Raw genomic sequence first — 20088 nt, forward strand, 5'->3', positions numbered from 1 at the left:
ATAATAACATTATTCTTAAGAAAGAGGTGTATGACCCATGAAAGCATTTGAAACTCTTGTAGAAGAAACTTTAGAAGCTATAGACATGGATGAGTTAGAAGCTGCTGCAGATTTATTTCAATTTGGTATAGAATCAGGTCATTATACAAAAAGACAAGCAGATGAATTTAATATTATATATTGGAAGGTAAAAAATAAACTTTTAGCTTACGAACTTTCTAAAACTCTAAAAGCTAATGTATTAGATTTAATTTCTATAGTTTCTAATGCACCTTCTAATATAAAAAATGATAAAAGCGAACTTTTAAATTATGTAAATGGACGTTTAAAAGCACTTAAAGGAAAAGTAAGCGGACTTAAATAAAAAATTAAAGGAAGATTTATCAAATATAATCTTCCTTTAATTTTTAATATTTATTGTGATTCGGCTCCTGTAGCTCCATTACTTTTCATTATTTTCTTCATTCCATCTGTTGCTTCTATTTTCCCATCTTTCATAACCCATAATGCTTCAACACCATTAATACTTTCTACAAGTGCACGGCTTTTATCATATGGAAGTAAAAATAATGTTGTAGAGAGAAAATCAGCAAGTCCTGAATTTTGTGTTACTACAGTTATTGCTTTATAATATTCACCAGGCATAAGAGTATCTGGATCTATAAGATGATGATATTTTTTATTATTAACAACATAATATCTTTCGTAATCACCACTACTTACAACTGAAGCATTTTTTATAAATATAGTATCTATATATTTATCAGCATCATCTGATAATATAGACTTATCTGGATTTTGAATTCCTACTCCCCAGCGTTCCCTTATATTATCAAGAGGTTTATCTAAAGCTCTTACATTACCTCCAGCACTTATTATCCCTGATGTAAATCCTTCTTTCATAATTTTTTGAGCTATAACCTCAGTAGCATATCCTTTCCCTACAGAACCTACATCTAATTTCATATTTTTATCTTCTAAATAAACAGTACTATTTTTAGCATCTACTACCACTTTATCCATATCAATATGCTTTCCAGCTTCTTTTAATTTTTCATAAGGAGGAAGTTTTGCATTTAAAGGATCTTCAATCCCTTCCTCTCTATAATCATGCCATATGCTTGTAACTGAACCCATAGCAATGTTAGTTCTTCCTCCTGTTTTTTTATACCATTCTTTTGAAAAATTTATAAGATCTATTATTTCTTTATCGACTTTTACAGGCTTTATTCCTGCATTATCATTTATAGTTTTAATATTATTTATTCCATCATAGTTATTATATATATCATACAGTTTATGATATTTTTGAAATTCTTCATGAATTTTATTAAAATATGATTTAAATTCTTCTTCTGTTTTTGTATATCCTACAACTATTACCACAGTATCAAAAGTATCGAAAAAACTATCAGTATATTTATTATATTTAATTTCTTTCTTACAGCCTATAAAAAGACAAGAAGTTAAAATTACCGTCAAAATTAAAGTTATTATTTTTTTCATAAATATCCTCCAATTACATAAAATTTAATTTTTATTTAAAATAGAAAAAAGTATTATAAATAAATTATGTATAGCCATATATTAATCAAAAATAAATAAAATATTCTCTTTTTTACATTAAACGGAATTTATACATCTTTTAAAAAGAATAGCCACAAATCCTAGTACTTTTCGTTTGTTTAAATGCTAATAAACTTAACGAAAGCACTTGATTTGTGGCTATTATACAGCCTATTAATTTAAATTATTTTGCATTTGTATATGCTTCTTTTAATGCAGCAAGGTACTCGCCAACATTAATAGTAACTGATGAAGTTAATTCTGGAACATCTGGAACTTGTGGATGTTCATCATTAACTTTTTTAGTCTTCATAGAAGTTATTTCATCAACAGTTTTTCCAACCATCCATTTTTGAAGAGCTTCAGCTTGTTGATACCATTCTTTTTGTATTTTAGAGCCCTTTATCATACCATATTTATCTTTAAGTTCAACTTTAGTTTGTTGTGGTGCTGTCTTATCAACAGTTATTTTACCGTTTTTATCAAATGGAACTTTAGTTTGCGCACTATCAATTATAGCTCCTACAACTTTTCCATCTTTATCAAATGCTGCAGCAACTAATGAAGTATCAACTTGTGCAAGAGGAGTTTTATCTCCATTTAATCCTGTAGATTTAGCAGATGATATTTCATGTCCAAGACCAACTTTTACACCGCCAGTAACATCAATAGCATTCTTATATGCTTCTTCTACAGCTTCAATATATTCTCCAACATTAATAGTAACTGATGAAGTTAATTCTGGAACATCTGGAACTTGTGGATGTTCATCATTAACTTTTTTAGTCTTCATAGAAGTTATTTCATCAACAGTTTTTCCAACCATCCATTTTTCAAGAGCTTCAGCTTGTTGATACCATTCTTTTTGAATTTTAGAGCCCTTTATCATACCATATTTATCTTTAAGTTCAACTTTAGTTTGTCCTGCTGCTTTAACATCTGTTTTTAATGAAAGATCATCATTAAATTCTACTTTAGTTTGTGCGTTATCAATAGTTATTGATACAACTTTTCCATCTTTATCAAATCCAGCAGCAACTAAAGATGTATCTACTTGGCCAAGTGCACCTTTTCCAGTTTCTAAATCTTTTGATTTACTAATTGAAGTAATATGTCCAAGACCTAATTTTACTATGTTTCCTTCTGTTTTAGTATTTTCATTATTTTTAGCTGGTTCAGTAGCAGCTGGTTTATCATTATTTGCAGCTGGAGTAGTTTCTCCTTTATTTGCGCATCCTGATAGCATTGAAAATGCAAATACAGTTGCTAATAAAACTGAAATTTTCTTTTTCATTTTTATCCCCCATTCATATAAATAATTTGATTTTTATTCCAATCATAACTAAATATTATCATATTGTTAATAAATTGACAATAGTTTTTGAAAAAAATTATTAAATTATTATAAAAATTATTAAATTATTATTTTTAATTTTTATTATTATATGTTTATGATTATCTTACAAAAATATTTTTATTAAATATTACCTGCTTATTATATATAGATGTAATAGAAATTTAGAAACACTATAAATTGTATAATAATGAAAATAGTTTTTAGTTTATTATATCTTAATCATATTAATCATATTTATAAAATATAATAAAATTTTAAAAAATATATACATAAATTTAATTTATACATATCTTTAATTTTTCAATTCTTTTTTCTTCTACTTTTTCAATCTCAAAAGTTAAATTTTCATATTCTACAACAAGATGTTCATCTTCTTTTGGAATACTTCCTAAAATATCAATAACAAAACCTCCTATAGTATCATAATTATCAGAAGGCAGATTAATATGAAGAGTTTCATTTATATCATCTATTGATGTAGCACCATTTACTATATAAGTATTTGTATCAACTTTAGTTATATCTTCTATGACTATATCGTCATATTCATCAAATATATTTCCTACAATTTCTTCAATTAAATCTTCAATAGTAACTATGCCTGAAAAACCACCATATTCATCTATAAGTATTGCCATATGGTTCTTATTGCTTTGAAGCTCTCTAAAAAGTTCATCTATATTTTTAGTTTCTGGAACAAAATAAGGTGTTCTTAATATTTTTATTAAAGTTTCTTTAGTAATTTCTTCTTTTCTTGAATAAATAAATAAATCTTTTAAATATAATATTCCTATAATATTATCTATATCGCCTTCATACACAGGTATTCTTGAAAATTGTTCGTCCATTACTTTGTTTATAAGTTCTTCAATTGGAGTATCTATATCTACAGCAAACACATCTGTTCTAGGAGTCATTACTTCTTTTGCAAGAGTATCATCAAAATCAAATATACCATCTATCATCTCTTTTTCAGTCTGATTTAAAATTCCAGTTTCTTCCCCTACATCAATCATCATCATTATTTCTTCTTTTGATACCTTTTCTTCTATACTTTCATCTTTATTTCCTAATATTCTCATAATTAAATTAGTGGATGCAGTAAGTATTTTTACAAAAGGCAGAGTAATTTTAGATATAAAAATTATGATATTAATTGATGCCATTGCTATACGTTCAGAATTTTGAAGTGCTATTCTTTTAGGCACTAATTCTCCTAATACTAAAGTAATATAAGCAAGTATTATAGTTACTAAAAATAATGCTATTTGATCGCTTCCTGGAATATTTAATTTTAATAAAAATTTTGCTAAAGGCTTTGACATAGATGTAGCTGCAGAAGCACTAGCTAAAAATCCTGCCATAGTAATACCAACTTGAATTGTTGCTAAAAATTTACTTGGCTCTTCCATAAGTTTTAATAAAGTTTTTGCTTTTTTATTTTCTTCATTAGCAAGATGTGTTATTTTTGTTCTATTTAATGAAACTATAGCCATCTCTGAAGCTGCAAAAAAAGCATTAATTAAAATTAAAATTATAATTAATAATAATTCTGCCATTATTTTCCCCTCACATTTATTTAATAGAAAGTATTAACTAAAAAGTATTACTTAGGATATATTATACCTAAAATTATATAAATAAACAATTATTTAAACAATTAATAATACCTTTATATTATGTCTTTAATTCACTAACATATATATTATATTTATCGGAAAAATACTATTAAGTATTTAAATAATAAAATAATACTTTGCCATTATAAGGAGGTAATGATATGAAAAAATATAAATTATGCCTTTTATTACCACTTGTAATTTTGTTTTTTTCTTTTGATATAGTTAGTGCTAAATCATTAATTTCAAATGAAGATAATAATCCTTTGCTTTTAGAAATTGAAGAAAAAAGAAAGCTTATAAAAAAGCAATTTGAAATAAATAAAAATTTAGAAACAAAAGTAGAAAAGAAAAGTAAACAAGCAGAAGATTTATTAGTAAAAGTTCCTGAAAATGCTGTAATTCCACAAGATGTTTTAAATCAACAGATAGATGAAAGAATGGATGTTATTATGGAGCATTTATATAAAATAGGTGAGCAGGAAAGACTTGTATGGGAAAATATAAATACAGCAAATGATAATATAAATGCTAAAAATTATTCTGAAGGAATTATAGGGCTAGATAGAACTTTAACTGCTTTAGAAAAAAAATATAAATATCTTGTTGAATTTGATGCTGATTTAGATGATCTATTATCATTTTTAAGTACAATAGATGAAAAGTAGATAATTTTGAAGGACGGAATTTTATTTTTAATACCGTCCTTTTATTTATATTTATTTTTTTATATTTGTTTTAATAATTTCATAAAAAATTAAAATTGATAGTTAAAAATCTAAAAAGAATATTTCACAAGAAAAGCAGCAACACCATAGGACTTTGCATTATTGTGCATTTCCTAACTTCCCTCATGAAATATTCTCTAGTAGTTATTATTCTTTATAATTTAAAATTTATACATTTAATTTTTATAATAATTTAAAATTTAACTAAAATATTTTTAAAGTCTTGACACTTAATATATAAAGTGCTATCATTTTATTAATTTATCATGGTAAAGCGATAAATTAATAAAATGATAGAGGAGTGTACTATTTTGAGTAAGTGGAAAAAATACATACCCGAAGGTACAAGAGATTTATTGTTTGATGAGTGCACAAAAAAAATAGATATAATTAATACACTTAGAAATTTTTATTTAGAAAATGGCTTTCAAGAGGTTATTACCCCTACTTTAGAATTTTATGATGTATTTCATTTAGACAATCTTTCTATAGAGCAAGAAAAAATGTATAAACTTTTTGATAATAACGGTAGGATATTAGTTTTAAGACCTGATATGACAACTCCAATAGCTAGAATTGCAGCAACAAGGCTTAAAGGAGCAAATTATCCTTTAAAAATCTGTTATAGTGGAAATATATTTAGGATGAATGAATCTTTAGGCGGTAAACTTAGCGAAATAACTCAATCTGGTATAGAAATAATTGGTACTTCTGGAGTAGAAGCTGATTTAGAGGTTATAATAACAGCTATAAAATCTCTTCTTTCTATTGGAATTAAAGATTTTGAAATAGAACTTGGTCAAGCTGATTTTTTTAAATCTTTAATTGAAAATATAGATCTTTATGAAGAAGATTTAGAAAAACTCAGACGATTAGTAGAAAATAAAAATTTTACCGCACTTGAAGATTTTGTTGATTGTAACAAATATAAACTTTATAAAAATACAGAAATTTTAAAAAATCTGCCTAAGCTTTTTGGCGGCATTGAAATACTTGAAAAAGCTAAAAGCTTAACAAATAATGAAAATGCTCTTAAATCTTTAAAAAATATTTCTGATATATACAAAAAATTAGAAACTTTCGGCTTGAGTAAATTTTTATCAATAGATTTAGGTATGGTTCAACACATAAATTACTATACAGGAATGACTTTTAAAGCTTATAGCAAAAAAACTGGTGCTGAAATTTTAAGTGGGGGACGCTATGACAGCCTTATAGCTCAATTTGGTGAAGATATTCCTGCAGCTGGCTTTGGAATAAATATAGACAATATAAAAGATTATGAAATATAAATTACAGGAGAGATAGTATGAAAAATATAAGAATTGCACTTACTAAAGGCAGACTTGAAAAATTTTCAATTAATATGTTTGAAAATATCGGAATTGATTGCACAGAGCTAAAAGATAAAGGAAGAAAACTTATTTTTAAAGATGATAAAAATAACATTGAATTTGTTTTGGTAAAATCTACTGATGTTCTTACTTATGTTGAATATGGCGCTGCTGATATAGGTATAGTAGGTAAAGATACTCTTTTAGAGCAAGAAAAAGATTTTTATGAAGTTGTAGATTTAAAGTTTGGAAGATGCAGCTTTAATGTAGCAGCACTTCCTGATTATAAAAATTATAATAGTCTTAAAAGAAAAAGAATTGCAACAAAATATCCTAATGTAGCAAGAAATTTCTTTAGGAACAAAGGAGAAGATGTTGAATTAATAAAAATAGAAGGATCTGTCGAACTGGCTCCTATACTTGGACTTTCAGATGCTATTGTAGATATTGTAGAAACTGGAACAACTCTTAAAGAAAATGGACTTATTATAATAGAAAAAATATGCGATATAAGTGCTCGAATGATAGTTAATAGAGCAAGTATGAAGATAAATAAAAACAAAATTGGAACTCTTATAGAAAAAGTACAAAAATACGTTGATGAAAATGTAAAATAGCATATAAAAACAAGGAGGGTTATGATGATAAATATTATTTATGGTAATAGTTATGAAGGCAAAAATTATATATCTTCTCTAAAAAAAAGAGCTGAACAGGTTCAAAGTGATGTAATAAATAAAGTTTCTGACATTTTAGAAGATATAAAAAATAATGGTGATAAAGCCTTAATTGAATATACAAAAAAATTTGATAGTACAAATATTAACTTAAATAATTTTATAGTATCTAAACAAGAAATTGAAGAAGCTTTTAAAAAAGTAGATGATAAATTTATTGGTGCTATAAAAAAATCTAAAGAAAACATTGAATACTTTCATGAAAAACAAAAAAGAAATTCTTTTATAACTACAAAAGATAAAGGAGTTATATTAGGACAGACTATAAGGCCTCTTGAAAAAGTAGGTATATATGTACCTGGAGGTACTGCCGCTTATCCTTCATCAGTTATAATGAATGCAGTTCCAGCAAAAGTTGCTGGAGTTAAGAATATAACAATGACTACCCCCCCTTTAAAAGATGGAAGCATAAATCCAAATATATTAGTTGCAGCTCATATTGCTGGAGTAGACACAATAATTAAAGCAGGAGGGGCTCAAGCTATCGGTGCTCTTGCATTTGGTACTGAAAGAATTGAAAAGGTAGATAAAATAGTAGGTCCAGGTAACATATTTGTTGCAATGGCTAAAAGAAGCGTCTATGGCTTTGTTGATATTGACATGATTGCAGGTCCAAGTGAAATACTTATAATAGCAGATGAAACTGCTGACTCTAAATTTTTAGCTGCAGATTTAATGTCTCAAGCTGAACATGATGTACTTGCTTCTTCTATTTTAGTTACAACATCTAAAAATTTAGCCCAAAATGTAAAAATTGAACTTGAAAGCCAAATAGAAAATTTAGAAAGAAAAGAAATAATAAAAGAATCTCTTAAAAATTATGGAGCTATTATAATTGTAGATTCTTTAGATGAAGCCTTAAAAATTGCAAATTACATAGCTCCAGAACATCTTGAAGTTATGACTGAAAAACCATTTGAAATATTAGGAGATATAAAAAATGCAGGCTCAATATTCCTTGGAGCATACTCTCCAGAACCTCTTGGAGATTACATGGCAGGACCTAATCATGTACTCCCAACAAGTGGTACAGCAAGGTTTTTCTCTCCTCTTTCTGTAGATGATTTTATTAAAAAATCAAGCTATATTTATTATACTAATTCTGCATTAAAAGATTTAAAAGACGATATAATAAAACTTGCAGAAACTGAAAAATTAACTGCTCATGCTAATTCCATTAAAGTGAGGTTTGAATAATGATTAATAAATTTTTTAGAGAAGATTTAAAAACATTTAAGCCATATGAAACAGAAAAAAATACCTGTAACATAAAATTAGATGCTAACGAAAGTTTTTTAAATTTTCCAAAAGAATTAAAAAAAGAACTTTTAGATTCTATAGAAAAAACTCTTTTTAATAGATATCCAGATCCAAGTTCTGAAGAAATATGCAGGCTTTATGGAAAATATGCTGGAACTAATTTTAAAAACATAATAGCTGGCAATGGTTCAGATGAACTTATTCAAATTATTATAAATGCATTTATAGGATATAAAGATAAAGTTATGACTTTAAGCCCTGATTTTTCTATGTATGAAATATATACAAAACTTGCAGGAGGCGTACATATCGAATTTGAATTAGATAATAATTTTAAATTAGATACAAATGCCTTTATAAAAAAAGCTAATATAGAAAATGTAAAACTTGTTTTTATATCAAATCCTAACAATCCAACTGGAGGAGTTATTCCTGAAAAAGATTTACTTAATATAATTGAAAATATTAACTCCATAGTTGTAATTGATGAAGCTTATTATGAATTTTATGGTGAAACTCTTATTGATAAAATAGATACTTACGAAAATTTAATAATATTAAGGACCTGTTCTAAAGCACTTGGTCTTGCAGCATTAAGACTTGGATTTTTGATTACAAATGAGATTCTTTTAAGTGAAATAAAAAAAGCTAAACCACCTTTTAATGTTAATTCTATCACTCAATCTGTAGCAGCAGTAATTTTAAGAAATCCTCATTTTATTAAAAATAATATTAATATTATTTTAAAAGAAAGAGATTATTTATATAATGCTCTAAAAAAAATTAAAGGTATAAAAATTTATGAAACCTCCGCAAATTTTATACTTGTAGAAGGAAATTGTACTCATGATTTAAAAGAAAAAGCACTCAATGCTTCAATAAGTATTAAAAGCTTTGGAAACCCACGATTAAAAAATTGTTTAAGAATTACTGTTGGAAGCAGAAAAGAAAATGAAGCTTTTATTAATTCTATATGCGAAAATTAATTATTATTTATTTTAAGGTGATTATATGAATAGAAAAACAGAAATCCAGAGAAAAACATTGGAAACAAATATAAAGTTAAGTTTAAATTTAGATGGCGAAGGTATTTTTAAAGGAAGCACAGGAATAGGATTTTTTGATCATATGCTTACTCTTTTTACAAAACATGGTCAATTAGATTTAGATATAAATGCTCAAGGAGATTTAGAAGTTGATAGTCATCATACTGTTGAAGACATAGGTATAGTTTTAGGAAGTGCTTTAAAAGAAGCTTTAAAAGAAAAAATTTCTATAAAAAGATATGGAACAAGTTTTGTCCCTATGGATGAAACATTAGCCGAAGTTCATTTGGACATAAGCTCAAGACCTTTTTTAGTTTTTAATGCAGACTTTACAGTAGATAAATTAGGAAATTTTGATACAGAAATGATAGAAGAATTTTTTAGAGCTTTTGCTTTTAATGCTGGAATAACTCTTCATGCTAGAATTCTTTATGGAAAAAATAATCATCATATGGCAGAAGCTTTATTTAAAGCATTAGGAAGAGCATTAAAAGAAGCAATAACTATAGATGAAAAAATTAAAGGTGTTATGTCAACAAAAGGTGTATTGTGAGGTGAAAAATTTGATAGCTATAATTGATTATGGCATGGGAAATTTAAAAAGTGTTCAAAAAGCATTAACCTTTTTAAATATAGACTCATTTATTTCAGATAAAAAAGAAGATATAGAAAAAAGCTCAGGTATTATAGTTCCTGGAGTTGGAGCTTTTCCTGATGCTATGGAAAGTTTAAGGGAAAATGGACTTTATGAATTAATAAAAAAAGAAGCTAAAATTGGAAAACCTATTTTAGGAATATGTCTTGGTATGCAGCTTTTCTTTGAAGAAAGCTGTGAAATTACAGATACTAAAGGCTTTGGCTTTTTTAAAGGTAAGATTTTAGAAATAAAAAAAGATGTAAAAGTACCTCATATGGGATGGAACAATTTAAAATTTCAATCAGATTGTCCTCTTTTAGAAGGTGTTAAAGAAGATTCTTTCGTATATTTTGTACATTCTTACTTTGCTAAAATAGAAGAAGATGACATATTAAAAGCTTATACTGAGTATGGCATAGATATTCCAGCTATAGTTTGTAAAAATAATATATTCGGTATTCAATTTCATCCTGAAAAAAGCGGAGAGGTAGGAATGCAAATACTTAGAAATTTTAATAAGCTGGTTAATAATTTTTAAAAAACCAACTTATAAATTAATTAAAAATTTTTAATTAATTTATTTTCCACTGAAAGGAGAACTAATATGATAATATTCCCTGCAATGGATTTAAAAGGCGGTAAATGTGTAAGATTATATCAAGGAGATTTTTCAACATCTGAAGTTGTTGGTGAAAATCCTTTAGATGTAGCTTTAGACTTTAAAGCTCAAGGTGCTGAATACATACATATGGTAGATTTAGATGGAGCTTTAGAAGGAGATATAAAAAATATAGATGTAATAAAAAATGTTATCAAAGAAACAAATCTTAAAATACAGCTTGGAGGAGGCATAAGAGATATTAAAACAATTGAAAAACTTATAGAAAGCGGTCTAGATAGAGTTATATTAGGAACAGCTGCTTTAAGTAATCTTTCACTTGTAAAAGAAGCCGTAAAAAATTTCACAGAACACATAGCTGTAGGTATAGACGCAAAGGACGGATATGTTGCTACTCATGGCTGGCTTAAAGTAAGCCAAACAAACTATATTGATTTTGCAAAAACCATGGAAGATATAGGTGTGAAAACTATAATTTTTACAGACATAAGAAGAGATGGAACACTTAAAGGACCAAATTTTGAAGCTACTGGTATTTTAAACGAAAAAGTTTCCTGCAATATAATAGCATCAGGTGGAGTTAAAGATATTGAGGATATTAAAATATTAAAAAATATGAATATTTATGGGGCAATAATTGGTAAAGCATTATATAGCAAAAGTATATCTTTAAAAGACGCCATTGTTTTAGGGAGGGAGTAAATAATGTTAACTAAAAGAATAATACCATGTCTTGATGTAAACATGGGAAGAGTGGTCAAAGGCGTAAATTTTGTTAACCTAAAAGATGTTGGCGATCCTGTGGAAATTGCAGAATTTTATAACAAAGAAGGAGCAGATGAAATTGTATTTCTTGATATAAGTGCAACTTATGAAGGAAGAAAAACTATGATAGATGTGGTTGAAAAAACTGCAGAAAAAGTTTTTATTCCTCTTACAGTTGGAGGAGGCATTAGAACTATAGATGATTTTAAAGATATATTAAGAGCCGGAGCTGATAAGGTATCTGTAAATTCTGCTGCTATTAAAAATCCTTCTTTAATAAAAGAAGCTTCTAGAAAATTTGGCAGTCAATGTGTTGTTACAGCTATAGATGGTAAGAAAAGAGAAGACGGTAGTGGATGGAATGTATATATAAACGGAGGAAGAATAGATACAGGTCTTGACGCAGTTGAATGGGCAAAAAAAGTTGAATCTTTAGGAGCAGGAGAGATACTTTTAACAAGTATGGATGCTGACGGTACAAAAAATGGTTATGATATAGAATTTACTAAAATAATATCAGAAAGTGTAAATATACCTGTAATTGCTTCAGGAGGCTGCGGGAAACTTGAACATTTTGCAGAAGTTTTTAAAAATACCAAAGCAGATGCTGCTCTTGCTGCATCTTTATTCCATTATAGAGAGCTTACTATAAGTCAAGTTAAAAATTATCTTGCTAAAGAGGGATTGGAGGTAAGATTAAATGCTTGATAAATATGAAATAGCTTTTGAAAAAGGACTTATTCCAGCAATTATTCAAGACTTTAATAATAATGAAGTTCTTATGCTTGCTTACATGAACGAAGAATCTTTTAAAAAAACATTAGAAACAGGTACAACATGGTTTTTTAGTCGTTCTAGGCAAAAACTTTGGAACAAAGGAGAAACTTCAGGCCATTTCCAATATGTAAAAAGCATAAATTATGATTGTGATGGCGATACTCTTCTTATTAAAGTTGAACAAATAGGGGCAGCCTGCCATACTGGAAATAGAAGCTGTTTTTATAGAGAAATTAATATAAAGGAGAATATTTATGAATCAAAATAATGTAATTAAAGATTTATATGAAATAATAGAAGATAGAAAAATAAATCCTGGAGAAAATTCTTATACAAGCTATCTTTTTGAAAAAGGTTTAGATAAAATTTTAAAAAAAGTTGGCGAAGAATGTTCAGAAGTTATAATAGGAAGTAAAAATAATAACAAAAATGAAATCATATATGAAATATCTGATTTAATATATCATATTCTTGTATTAATGGTTGAACAAAATATAAAATTAGAAGATATAGAAAAAGAACTATCAAAAAGAAGAGAAAAAACAGGTAATAAAAAACCTGAAAGAATTGGAGTTGATAAAAATAGTTAAATTTAAACCACAATCTAACTATCATACCCATTGTATATTCTGCGATGGACATGGGAGTCTTGAAGATTATGTAAAAGAAGCAATTAAAATAGGATTTAAATCTTTAGGTTTTTCAAGTCATGCTCCCCTTCCTTTTTCTAATGACTGTAACATGAAAAAAGAAGATTTAATAAATTATATAAATGAAATAACAGTTCTTAAAGAAAAATATAAAAATCAAATAGATATATACTGTGGATTAGAAGTTGACTATATTGAAAACATATTAGGTCCAAATTCTTTGGAATTTAAAAATTTAAATCTTGATTATACAATAGGTTCTGTACATTTTATAAAAGATAAAAATACTGAGTATTATCTTCCTGTAGATAATACTTTAGAAGAATACGAAAAAATTATTAACATATTTTTTAATGGTAATATTAAAGATTTTATTTGTGAATATTATAGACTTATAAGAAAAATGCTTTGTGAACATAAACCTGATATATTAGGCCATTTAGATTTAATTAGAAAACATAATAATAATCATTTTAACGAAGAAGAATTTTGGTATAAAGAAGAAATATCTAAAACATTAAATGTTATAAAAAATTCCGGTACTCTTTTAGAAGTAAATACAGGAGCTATAGCAAGAGGTTATTTAAGCACTCCCTACCCTAGCTTTTGGATATTAAAAAAGTGTTGTGATATGGATATACCAATAGTTCTTAATTCTGATGCTCATTTCCCAAAAAATCTTAATTTTTACTTTGAAGAGGCATTGGATTTAATAAAAAATGCAGGATATGAATATATTTACGAAATGGATAAAGGACATTGGATAAAGAAAAAAATAAAATAATGTTAGAGTATTATAATTTTTAATTATTTTAATCATTAAAATCACTATCATAAATATATTATAAAAATATTTGACATACTAAATGTAGAATAATATAATATATCTATAATACCCCTATAGGGTAAAGTTTATATCTTAGTCTTAATGAAGGGAGGATTTTTAATGAATATTATTATAGACGAAGAGACAAAAAAAGCTTTACTTGAAAATCTAAAAAAAAGAAACAAAAGTGCAGTTAGACTTTCTATAAAAGGCTTTGGCTGAGGCGGCCCATCCTTTGGAGTTGTTCTGGATGAACAAACTGAAAATGATGATTTTATAGAAGTTGATGGTATTAAATTTGTAGCCGAAAAAGACATTTCATTTATATTTAATAACACAAAAATAATTCATAGAAAAGGACTTTTTGGCGACTCTTTTGATATATATAATCCTGATAATTCAGGTGGAAGCTGCAATTAAAAACAATTAAAAAATGCTGATTAAATTACATAATTAAAACTTTGTAATTTAATCAGCATAATCATTCTAATATTTTTAATATATTTTATAAAACAGGTTTCAAAAATCCTTTGCCTGTTATTTCTTCTGCTTCTGAAATAGAAATAAGTGATGTTGGATCAATCTTTTCAATTAATTTTTTAACATCATTTAGTTCTTTTGTAGTCATTAAGCTATATATTACCTTTTTCTTTTCTCCTGAATATGCTCCTTCTCCATATAAATAAGTAGTGCCTCTTCCAGTTTCATCCATTATAAGATTGGACACTTCTTTTTCCTTTTGTGTAATTATAATAACAATTTTTTTATGATCAAAACCTTCTGTAACCTTATCTATTACTAAAGATTTAATAAACATTAAAAGTATTGTATAAAGAGTAAGTTCAATACTAGTAAAAAATATTCCCAAAAAAGCTATAGTCCCATTTAAAATAAAATATAAATCAGACATTTTAACTCCATTTTTATTTCTTATGATAACTGCTATTATGTCAGTTCCTCCCTGTGATGCTCTGCTTTTGAATATTAACCCCATACCTATTCCGCTAAATACGGCTCCAAATAATGTTGAAATAAATAAATCATTTACTATAATTAATCTGCTTATATCTTTAGTTAATACAAGAAATATAGACATTGTAAGCATACCTATCATACTAAAGAATACAAAATCCTTATCTATCTTTTTAAGTCCCAATATAAATATAGGTATGTTTAATATAAAAACCCAATATCCTGATGGTACTTTTGTAATGTATTGCACTAAAAGCGAAATTCCTGCAATTCCTCCACTTAAAAGCTTATGAGGAGCTATAAATATATTTATAGCTAATGCATAAATTAAGCTTCCAAGGCTTACCATAAGTATTCTTTTAATGAGATTTTTATTCACATTTAACACTTAAAAAACCTTCTCTCTTTATACTTTTATAATAAATTGTAATAAATACTATATTATTCAAAATTTATAAATAAGCACCTACTACTATTAATAATATATTAAACCTTATTATCTTTCAAACTTGTTAGAATGAATTTACAGCAATTATACTTTAATTTTGATAGATATAATTCATTTTTATTGGTTTTTCATATAAATGTGAAATAAATCTTTCATATGTTTGTATATTAACTTTATTTATGCAAAATAGATTAAATTAATTCAATTATTTCTTTTAAGTCCTTAATTTTATATCGGGCTTGTGATTGATCTAAATCGTAATCCTTTTGATATAAGGCTGCAACTTCTAATCCTGCAGCCTTAGCTGACTGAATACCTAGTAAAGAGTCTTCTATTGCTAATGCTTCTTTTGGTAATATATTTAAAGCTTTAATTGTTTTTATATATATATCAGGATTTGGCTTGCTTTCGATACACTCTTCTCCACTAATTACAAAATCTATATATTTTTCTAATTCACATTCCTTAATCATTCTAAATATTTCTTTTTTTTCTGAAGAAGATGCAATTGCTAGTTTTATTTCTCTTTTTTTTAACTCCATAAATACATATTCAACTGAATTATTTAACACTTTTTTAAATTCAATCTTATTTATTTCTCTATATTTAATGTACTTTTCTTTAAGCAATTTACGCTTAATAAAATCATTTGGCACTAATTTTTCCCAAATCATTCTATCACTCAATCCAACAAAATCTTTAAAATTACGTGTTGCTGGCTCTATTCCTAAACTATCAAAAAAATCCATCCTCCTTTTAAAATAAAAATATTCACTATTTATTAAAACTCCATCCATGTCAAAAATAACAGCTTTTTTCAAATTAATTCCCCCTTTTTAATCGCTAAATATAATATCACAAATTAAACGAATTTCTGGATCTGAGATTTTAATTGTATATTCTTTTTCTATTTCAGAAAAACAATATCTAATTATTTCTACCCTTCTTTTTTCTTTTTCTAAAAACTCATTAATATCATTTTGTTCATCAACATTTTCTTTCCTTAAAATTCTTTCAACCATACAACAAGAATGTACATAAAGTAAAAATCTTCTATTATTTGATAATTTAATATTTAAATTTTCTTCTATTTTATCAGTTGCTTTTTCCACAAATCTCAATATTTTATTTGGATCCAGAATTGTTAAATTCTCTACAATTTTCTTTATAGAAAAGTTAAATACTAGTTCCTTCTTTAATTGTTGTTCATCAAATTCAAAGTTATCTTTTAATATATTAATAAGCTTTTGAATTTCTTCACCATTTATTAATTGATCTAATCCAATATAATTAATTCCATCAATTTTAGGATCTGCAGTTCCTATAATAGCCAAAATATCATATATTTGAAATGGCAATTCTTTTTGTTTATTTTGTTGTAATTTTTTGTAATCATAAGGAATAATAACAAAAGATTTATCATCATATCTTAAACTTTTTTGAAGTATCTCTTGGATTTGAATCGCACTTCCTATTCCTGTATAGCAACAAGTTAAAATAGCTTTTTTCTTGTTACCAATTGGATATATTAATTGTTTATTAATTCTAACATTTTTTAATATTTCATCACTAATTTCATTTATATTTTTCCCTTGAAGTAATAAGCTTCCTATTTCTAATACTAATGGTGTAGATACATAATCTATTATTAACATTGGACATTTTATTTTATCTTTTAATCTAGTACTTAAATCAGAAAGAGAGCCCATATCAACTAATAAAATTAATCCATTCTCTACTATATTATTATCAATAAAATCTATAACTTTATTTTCTATATCATCTATAGTAGTATTAATAGGCATATCTATTGCTTGAAAAAGGTTTTTCTTTAATAATCTATTAGCTACATTTGCCATACTACTTGCTGTTGAATAACCATGAGCTAAAATTATACTATTTATTTCACCTTTTATGTTTTGCATATTTGTACTGTTTAAATAAAATGAAATAAAAATTAAATCTTCATCTAAAAATTGATAATCCAATTGTTCACTTAAATTCTTTAATATAATCTTTGCTAAATATACAGCATTTTTCATATATGAATTAATAAATATAATTAATTTAGGTTTTATAGTATTCCAATCTGGATGATTAATTAAAATTTCTTTCTCTTCCTTAAAATATAATAAATTTGCAATAGAAAGAATTTTATTACCATCTTGCTTAAACCCATAATTTTCTTCCATATATTTAAATGTAAATCTAATATTAAAAGATATCATAGAAAATAAACTTTCATTTTTAGCCAATTCATTATTAAATACTAAATCATCTAATAATAAATTTACATTTGTCATCATTTTATTAATATATTGTTCTTTAGTTATATTTCCATATTCAACTTGTTTAAACTCTTCAATAAATTTAAAATATGTTATTGTTATATTTTTCTGTTCTCTACTATTTATATTTAATAATTCTGGATTCTTATAATCATAACTTCTATCTTGATATCGATTTAAAAATTTATGATTTATATTTTCTTTTATATGTTCTTCACAATCAACTGGTAAATCAGTAATACGAACTTTTATTACATCAGTATTTTTCATTCTTGCATAACTTTTGCCACAACTATATTTTATAATATTTTTTATTTTACCAACATTTCCATCATAGTTACTTGATAATAAAAAAGATATTACTTGCTTAGAAACTTCTATTGTTCTTTTTAATATTTCACTCTCTTTTAAAAAGAAACTATCTATTAATTCAAGTTTTTCTTGTTGAGTTCTTTCTGAAAAACCAGGTATACTTACTATAACAGGCAATCTACGAATAAATGTTGGTAAAAATGTTGATTGTATAGATTCTGTTGTTGCAAAAATTAATCTTACATTAGACTTTTTCTTAACACTATTATCACCTATAGGTGAATATTCACCTGAATCCATAAATGTAAATAATTTTTCTTGTCCTTCGTTTGTTAAACGATGTACTTCATCAAGAAATAATACTCCTCCATCTGCGTTTTCGAGAAGTCCTTTTTTATCTTTATCTGCTCCTGTGAAAGCTCCTTTAGTATATCCAAATAACAAGCTTGATAGTAACTCTGGATTATGATAGTATTGTGCACAATTTAAAGAAATAAAAGGAGCTTTTTCACCAATTAATTTCTTTTGTATACAATAATCATAAATACATTTTGCTAAATATGTTTTTCCTGAACCACTAGGCCCTAAAAGCATTATAGGTAGTCCATGTTCAGGATATAAAACTGCAGTTTTTATTTGTTCAATCTGCTCCTTTAAGCTTCCTTTTGCTCCAATAACATTACTTAATGGATCTTTATTTTTTATTTTCTTACCTTCATTAAATAAATCTTCTAAAGACTCATATTCATTAGCTGTTATCTTAAAATATATTTTTGAAAAAATTTCCTTATCTAAGAAAATTACTGGATATTCTTTGATTTTTATTATACTTCCCTGTTTTACTCCCTTATTTAAATAACTACTTACTGTACTTCTACTTAAGTTAATATTCTCAGCAATTGAATTTGCAGAAAAAAGTTTTAAATTATCTTTGTTAAAAATTTTAGTAATTTCTTTAAGATAGCTATATAAATCTTTTTCCATATAAAGCACCTCTTTCTACAAACATCAAATTTAATTTCTAATAGCATTTTATATAAATAACTTTTAATTTTTTGTATTATTATATTTTACACTTTAATACTTAAAAAGCAAAGAAACCGAAAATTTTCGATTTCTTTGCTAAATTAATAGCTCTTTATTTTAATATTCTAATTTCCACATATATCTTCTTTTAGTTAATGGATGCTGTCTAACATAAGAAAGTTCTTCTGCATAAACACGAAATACTGCTGTAATTAACATAGGATTAAAATAATCAACTACATTATTTGAAATAACTGAGGATAACCCATAATCTAAAGCATCTATAACCGTTGTTTTTGCTTCAAATCTTTTTAAAAATGTTAATGCACGTGAATCTATTTTACGAGTTCTTCCATCATTCATTAATAATATAAATGGAACATCTTTATCTACTATTTCAAATGGTCCATGAAAAAATTCTCCTGAATGGAATGTACCTGAATTAATCCATTGCATTTCCATCATTAAACAAATTGACGTAGCATATGCAACTTCATGAGTAGCACCACTACTCATAACATAAATAATAGGAGCATCTTTATATTCTTGAGCAAATTTTTTAGCATCACTTACTACTGATTTTGCAGCCTTATCAGCTAAATCATATATTTTACTAAAACCAGTCTTCATATCTTCATAGTATTCATATCCTTCATATTGATTTAATATTTCTACTGCTAATTCTAAAGCATATCCCATTTTTTCTAATTTTGCAGAATAGCTCTCAGCAAATCTATGATATATAGTATAGTCTGCATTATTAGCTATTGGAGAATTTACACAACGTGTTAAACTAATTACATGTGCACCCATAGCTTTTGCTTTAGCTGTAGCTTCTACAGTTTCTGGAGTTGTTCCTCCTAGTGAAGCAGTAATAACTATAGCAGTTTCATCTACTGCAACTGGAGTAGCATAATTAAATTCATTTGCTGTAAAATGACTAACTCGTAAATTTTTAGCATTGTTATCTAAAAAATACTTAGCTGGATATAAATCAGCTTTAGATGCACCACAGCCTACAAAAATTACACTTTTAATATTATCTTGTTTTTCCTTTATCTCTTTAATAATTTGTTTTGGATCCATTTTTAAATTCCTCCCATTTATTTTTATTTATATAT

Annotated in this window: 20 protein-coding genes; 13 read left to right on the forward strand and 7 right to left on the reverse strand. The window is 26.1% G+C overall.

Annotated features, from left to right (window positions below; translation table 11 throughout):
* Window positions 1-37: 37 nt before the first annotated feature.
* A complete protein-coding gene (locus tag B5D11_RS04760; protein WP_078681907.1) occupies window positions 38-364 on the forward strand; it encodes a hypothetical protein in 327 nt (108 codons plus the stop codon).
* Between the two features lie 50 nt (window positions 365-414).
* On the opposite strand, the gene B5D11_RS04765 is transcribed toward B5D11_RS04760, so the two are convergent.
* The 3 genes from B5D11_RS04765 to B5D11_RS04775 all read right to left on the reverse strand — a co-directional run bounded on the left by B5D11_RS04765 (window position 415) and on the right by B5D11_RS04775 (window position 4482).
* Complete coding sequence (locus B5D11_RS04765; RefSeq protein ID WP_078681908.1) at window positions 415-1506, reverse strand: FAD:protein FMN transferase; 1092 nt, start codon at window positions 1504-1506, stop codon at window positions 415-417.
* A 244-nt stretch (window positions 1507-1750) separates the two neighbouring features.
* Complete coding sequence (locus B5D11_RS04770) at window positions 1751-2860, reverse strand: hypothetical protein (RefSeq protein WP_078681909.1); 1110 nt, start codon at window positions 2858-2860, stop codon at window positions 1751-1753.
* Between the two features lie 338 nt (window positions 2861-3198).
* Window positions 3199-4482 (reverse strand): hemolysin family protein, encoded by a 1284-nt coding sequence (locus B5D11_RS04775; RefSeq protein ID WP_078681910.1) that lies wholly within the window; start codon window positions 4480-4482, stop codon window positions 3199-3201.
* Window positions 4483-4703: 221 nt separating this feature from the next.
* On the opposite strand from B5D11_RS04775, the gene B5D11_RS04780 reads away from it, so the two are divergent.
* The 12 genes from B5D11_RS04780 (at window position 4704) to hisJ (ending at window position 13879) form a co-directional block, all read left to right on the forward strand.
* Entirely contained in the window at window positions 4704-5210 is a 507-nt protein-coding gene (locus tag B5D11_RS04780) for a hypothetical protein (RefSeq protein ID WP_078681911.1), read from the forward strand.
* Window positions 5211-5581: 371 nt separating this feature from the next.
* Complete coding sequence (gene hisZ, locus B5D11_RS04785) at window positions 5582-6562, forward strand: ATP phosphoribosyltransferase regulatory subunit (RefSeq protein WP_180376951.1); 981 nt, start codon at window positions 5582-5584, stop codon at window positions 6560-6562.
* Window positions 6563-6579: 17 nt separating this feature from the next.
* The gene (gene hisG, locus B5D11_RS04790; protein WP_078681913.1) at window positions 6580-7221 is read left to right on the forward strand and encodes an ATP phosphoribosyltransferase; all 642 of its coding nucleotides are present in this window, start codon (window positions 6580-6582) and stop codon (window positions 7219-7221) included.
* Window positions 7222-7245: 24 nt separating this feature from the next.
* On the forward strand, window positions 7246-8538 hold the full coding sequence (gene hisD, locus B5D11_RS04795) for a histidinol dehydrogenase (RefSeq protein WP_078681914.1): 1293 nt from the start codon (window positions 7246-7248) through the stop codon (window positions 8536-8538).
* Window positions 8538-9587: a histidinol-phosphate transaminase gene (hisC, locus tag B5D11_RS04800; RefSeq protein WP_078681915.1), complete on the forward strand. Its 1050-nt coding sequence runs from the start codon at window positions 8538-8540 to the stop codon at window positions 9585-9587. The genes hisD and hisC overlap by 1 nt, the downstream gene beginning before the upstream one ends.
* Window positions 9588-9612: 25 nt before the next feature.
* Window positions 9613-10200 carry an imidazoleglycerol-phosphate dehydratase HisB gene (gene hisB, locus B5D11_RS04805; protein WP_078681916.1) on the forward strand — a complete coding sequence of 196 codons (588 nt, stop codon included), beginning with the start codon at window positions 9613-9615 and terminating at the stop codon, window positions 10198-10200.
* A 1-nt stretch (window position 10201) separates the two neighbouring features.
* Window positions 10202-10822, forward strand: coding sequence for an imidazole glycerol phosphate synthase subunit HisH (hisH, locus tag B5D11_RS04810; protein ID WP_180376952.1), 621 nt, complete (start codon window positions 10202-10204; stop codon window positions 10820-10822).
* A 66-nt stretch (window positions 10823-10888) separates the two neighbouring features.
* Window positions 10889-11605 carry a 1-(5-phosphoribosyl)-5-[(5-phosphoribosylamino)methylideneamino]imidazole-4-carboxamide isomerase gene (gene hisA / locus B5D11_RS04815; protein ID WP_078681917.1) on the forward strand — a complete coding sequence of 239 codons (717 nt, stop codon included), beginning with the start codon at window positions 10889-10891 and terminating at the stop codon, window positions 11603-11605.
* Window positions 11606-11608: 3 nt separating this feature from the next.
* Entirely contained in the window at window positions 11609-12376 is a 768-nt protein-coding gene (hisF, locus tag B5D11_RS04820) for an imidazole glycerol phosphate synthase subunit HisF (protein WP_078681918.1), read from the forward strand.
* Complete coding sequence (hisI, locus tag B5D11_RS04825) at window positions 12369-12713, forward strand: phosphoribosyl-AMP cyclohydrolase (RefSeq protein ID WP_078681919.1); 345 nt, start codon at window positions 12369-12371, stop codon at window positions 12711-12713. The genes hisF and hisI overlap by 8 nt, the downstream gene beginning before the upstream one ends.
* Window positions 12700-13035 carry a phosphoribosyl-ATP diphosphatase gene (gene hisE, locus B5D11_RS04830; protein WP_078681920.1) on the forward strand — a complete coding sequence of 112 codons (336 nt, stop codon included), beginning with the start codon at window positions 12700-12702 and terminating at the stop codon, window positions 13033-13035. Before hisI ends, hisE begins: the two co-directional genes overlap by 14 nt.
* Window positions 13019-13879 (forward strand): histidinol-phosphatase HisJ, encoded by an 861-nt coding sequence (hisJ, locus tag B5D11_RS04835; protein WP_242942246.1) that lies wholly within the window; start codon window positions 13019-13021, stop codon window positions 13877-13879. The genes hisE and hisJ overlap by 17 nt, the downstream gene beginning before the upstream one ends.
* 547 nt (window positions 13880-14426) lie before the next feature.
* Here the strand turns inward: hisJ and B5D11_RS04840 are convergent.
* The 4 genes from B5D11_RS04840 to B5D11_RS04855 all read right to left on the reverse strand — a co-directional run bounded on the left by B5D11_RS04840 (window position 14427) and on the right by B5D11_RS04855 (window position 20053).
* On the reverse strand, window positions 14427-15281 hold the full coding sequence (locus B5D11_RS04840) for a YitT family protein (protein WP_078681921.1): 855 nt from the start codon (window positions 15279-15281) through the stop codon (window positions 14427-14429).
* Window positions 15282-15532: 251 nt separating this feature from the next.
* Window positions 15533-16162: an HAD family hydrolase gene (locus B5D11_RS04845; RefSeq protein ID WP_078681922.1), complete on the reverse strand. Its 630-nt coding sequence runs from the start codon at window positions 16160-16162 to the stop codon at window positions 15533-15535.
* Between the two features lie 15 nt (window positions 16163-16177).
* Entirely contained in the window at window positions 16178-18925 is a 2748-nt protein-coding gene (locus B5D11_RS04850) for a sigma 54-interacting transcriptional regulator (RefSeq protein ID WP_078681923.1), read from the reverse strand.
* Between the two features lie 159 nt (window positions 18926-19084).
* Window positions 19085-20053 carry an SIS domain-containing protein gene (locus B5D11_RS04855; RefSeq protein ID WP_078681924.1) on the reverse strand — a complete coding sequence of 323 codons (969 nt, stop codon included), beginning with the start codon at window positions 20051-20053 and terminating at the stop codon, window positions 19085-19087.
* Window positions 20054-20088 lie beyond the last annotated feature (35 nt).

Source organism: Clostridium sp. USBA 49 (assembly GCF_900167505.1).
In the GTDB taxonomy this organism is placed as follows: domain Bacteria; phylum Bacillota; class Clostridia; order Clostridiales; family Clostridiaceae; genus Clostridium_AT; species Clostridium_AT prolinivorans.

Bases quoted from the DNA above. Each gene is read 5' to 3' on its own strand.
- B5D11_RS04765 (WP_078681908.1), bottom strand. From the start codon at position 1,506: ATGAAAAAAATAATAACTTTAATTTTGACGGTAATTTTAACTTCTTGT.
- B5D11_RS04760 (WP_078681907.1), top strand. From the start codon at position 38: ATGAAAGCATTTGAAACTCTTGTAGAAGAAACTTTAGAAGCTATAGAC.
- B5D11_RS04855 (WP_078681924.1), bottom strand. From the start codon at position 20,053: ATGGATCCAAAACAAATTATTAAAGAGATAAAGGAAAAACAAGATAAT.
- hisI (WP_078681919.1), top strand. From the start codon at position 12,369: ATGCTTGATAAATATGAAATAGCTTTTGAAAAAGGACTTATTCCAGCA.
- hisE (WP_078681920.1), top strand. From the start codon at position 12,700: ATGAATCAAAATAATGTAATTAAAGATTTATATGAAATAATAGAAGAT.
- B5D11_RS04770 (WP_078681909.1), bottom strand. From the start codon at position 2,860: ATGAAAAAGAAAATTTCAGTTTTATTAGCAACTGTATTTGCATTTTCA.
- B5D11_RS04775 (WP_078681910.1), bottom strand. From the start codon at position 4,482: ATGGCAGAATTATTATTAATTATAATTTTAATTTTAATTAATGCTTTT.
- B5D11_RS04850 (WP_078681923.1), bottom strand. From the start codon at position 18,925: ATGGAAAAAGATTTATATAGCTATCTTAAAGAAATTACTAAAATTTTT.
- hisA (WP_078681917.1), top strand. From the start codon at position 10,889: ATGATAATATTCCCTGCAATGGATTTAAAAGGCGGTAAATGTGTAAGA.
- hisD (WP_078681914.1), top strand. From the start codon at position 7,246: ATGATAAATATTATTTATGGTAATAGTTATGAAGGCAAAAATTATATA.
- B5D11_RS04780 (WP_078681911.1), top strand. From the start codon at position 4,704: ATGAAAAAATATAAATTATGCCTTTTATTACCACTTGTAATTTTGTTT.
- hisB (WP_078681916.1), top strand. From the start codon at position 9,613: ATGAATAGAAAAACAGAAATCCAGAGAAAAACATTGGAAACAAATATA.
- hisC (WP_078681915.1), top strand. From the start codon at position 8,538: ATGATTAATAAATTTTTTAGAGAAGATTTAAAAACATTTAAGCCATAT.
- hisG (WP_078681913.1), top strand. From the start codon at position 6,580: ATGAAAAATATAAGAATTGCACTTACTAAAGGCAGACTTGAAAAATTT.
- hisF (WP_078681918.1), top strand. From the start codon at position 11,609: ATGTTAACTAAAAGAATAATACCATGTCTTGATGTAAACATGGGAAGA.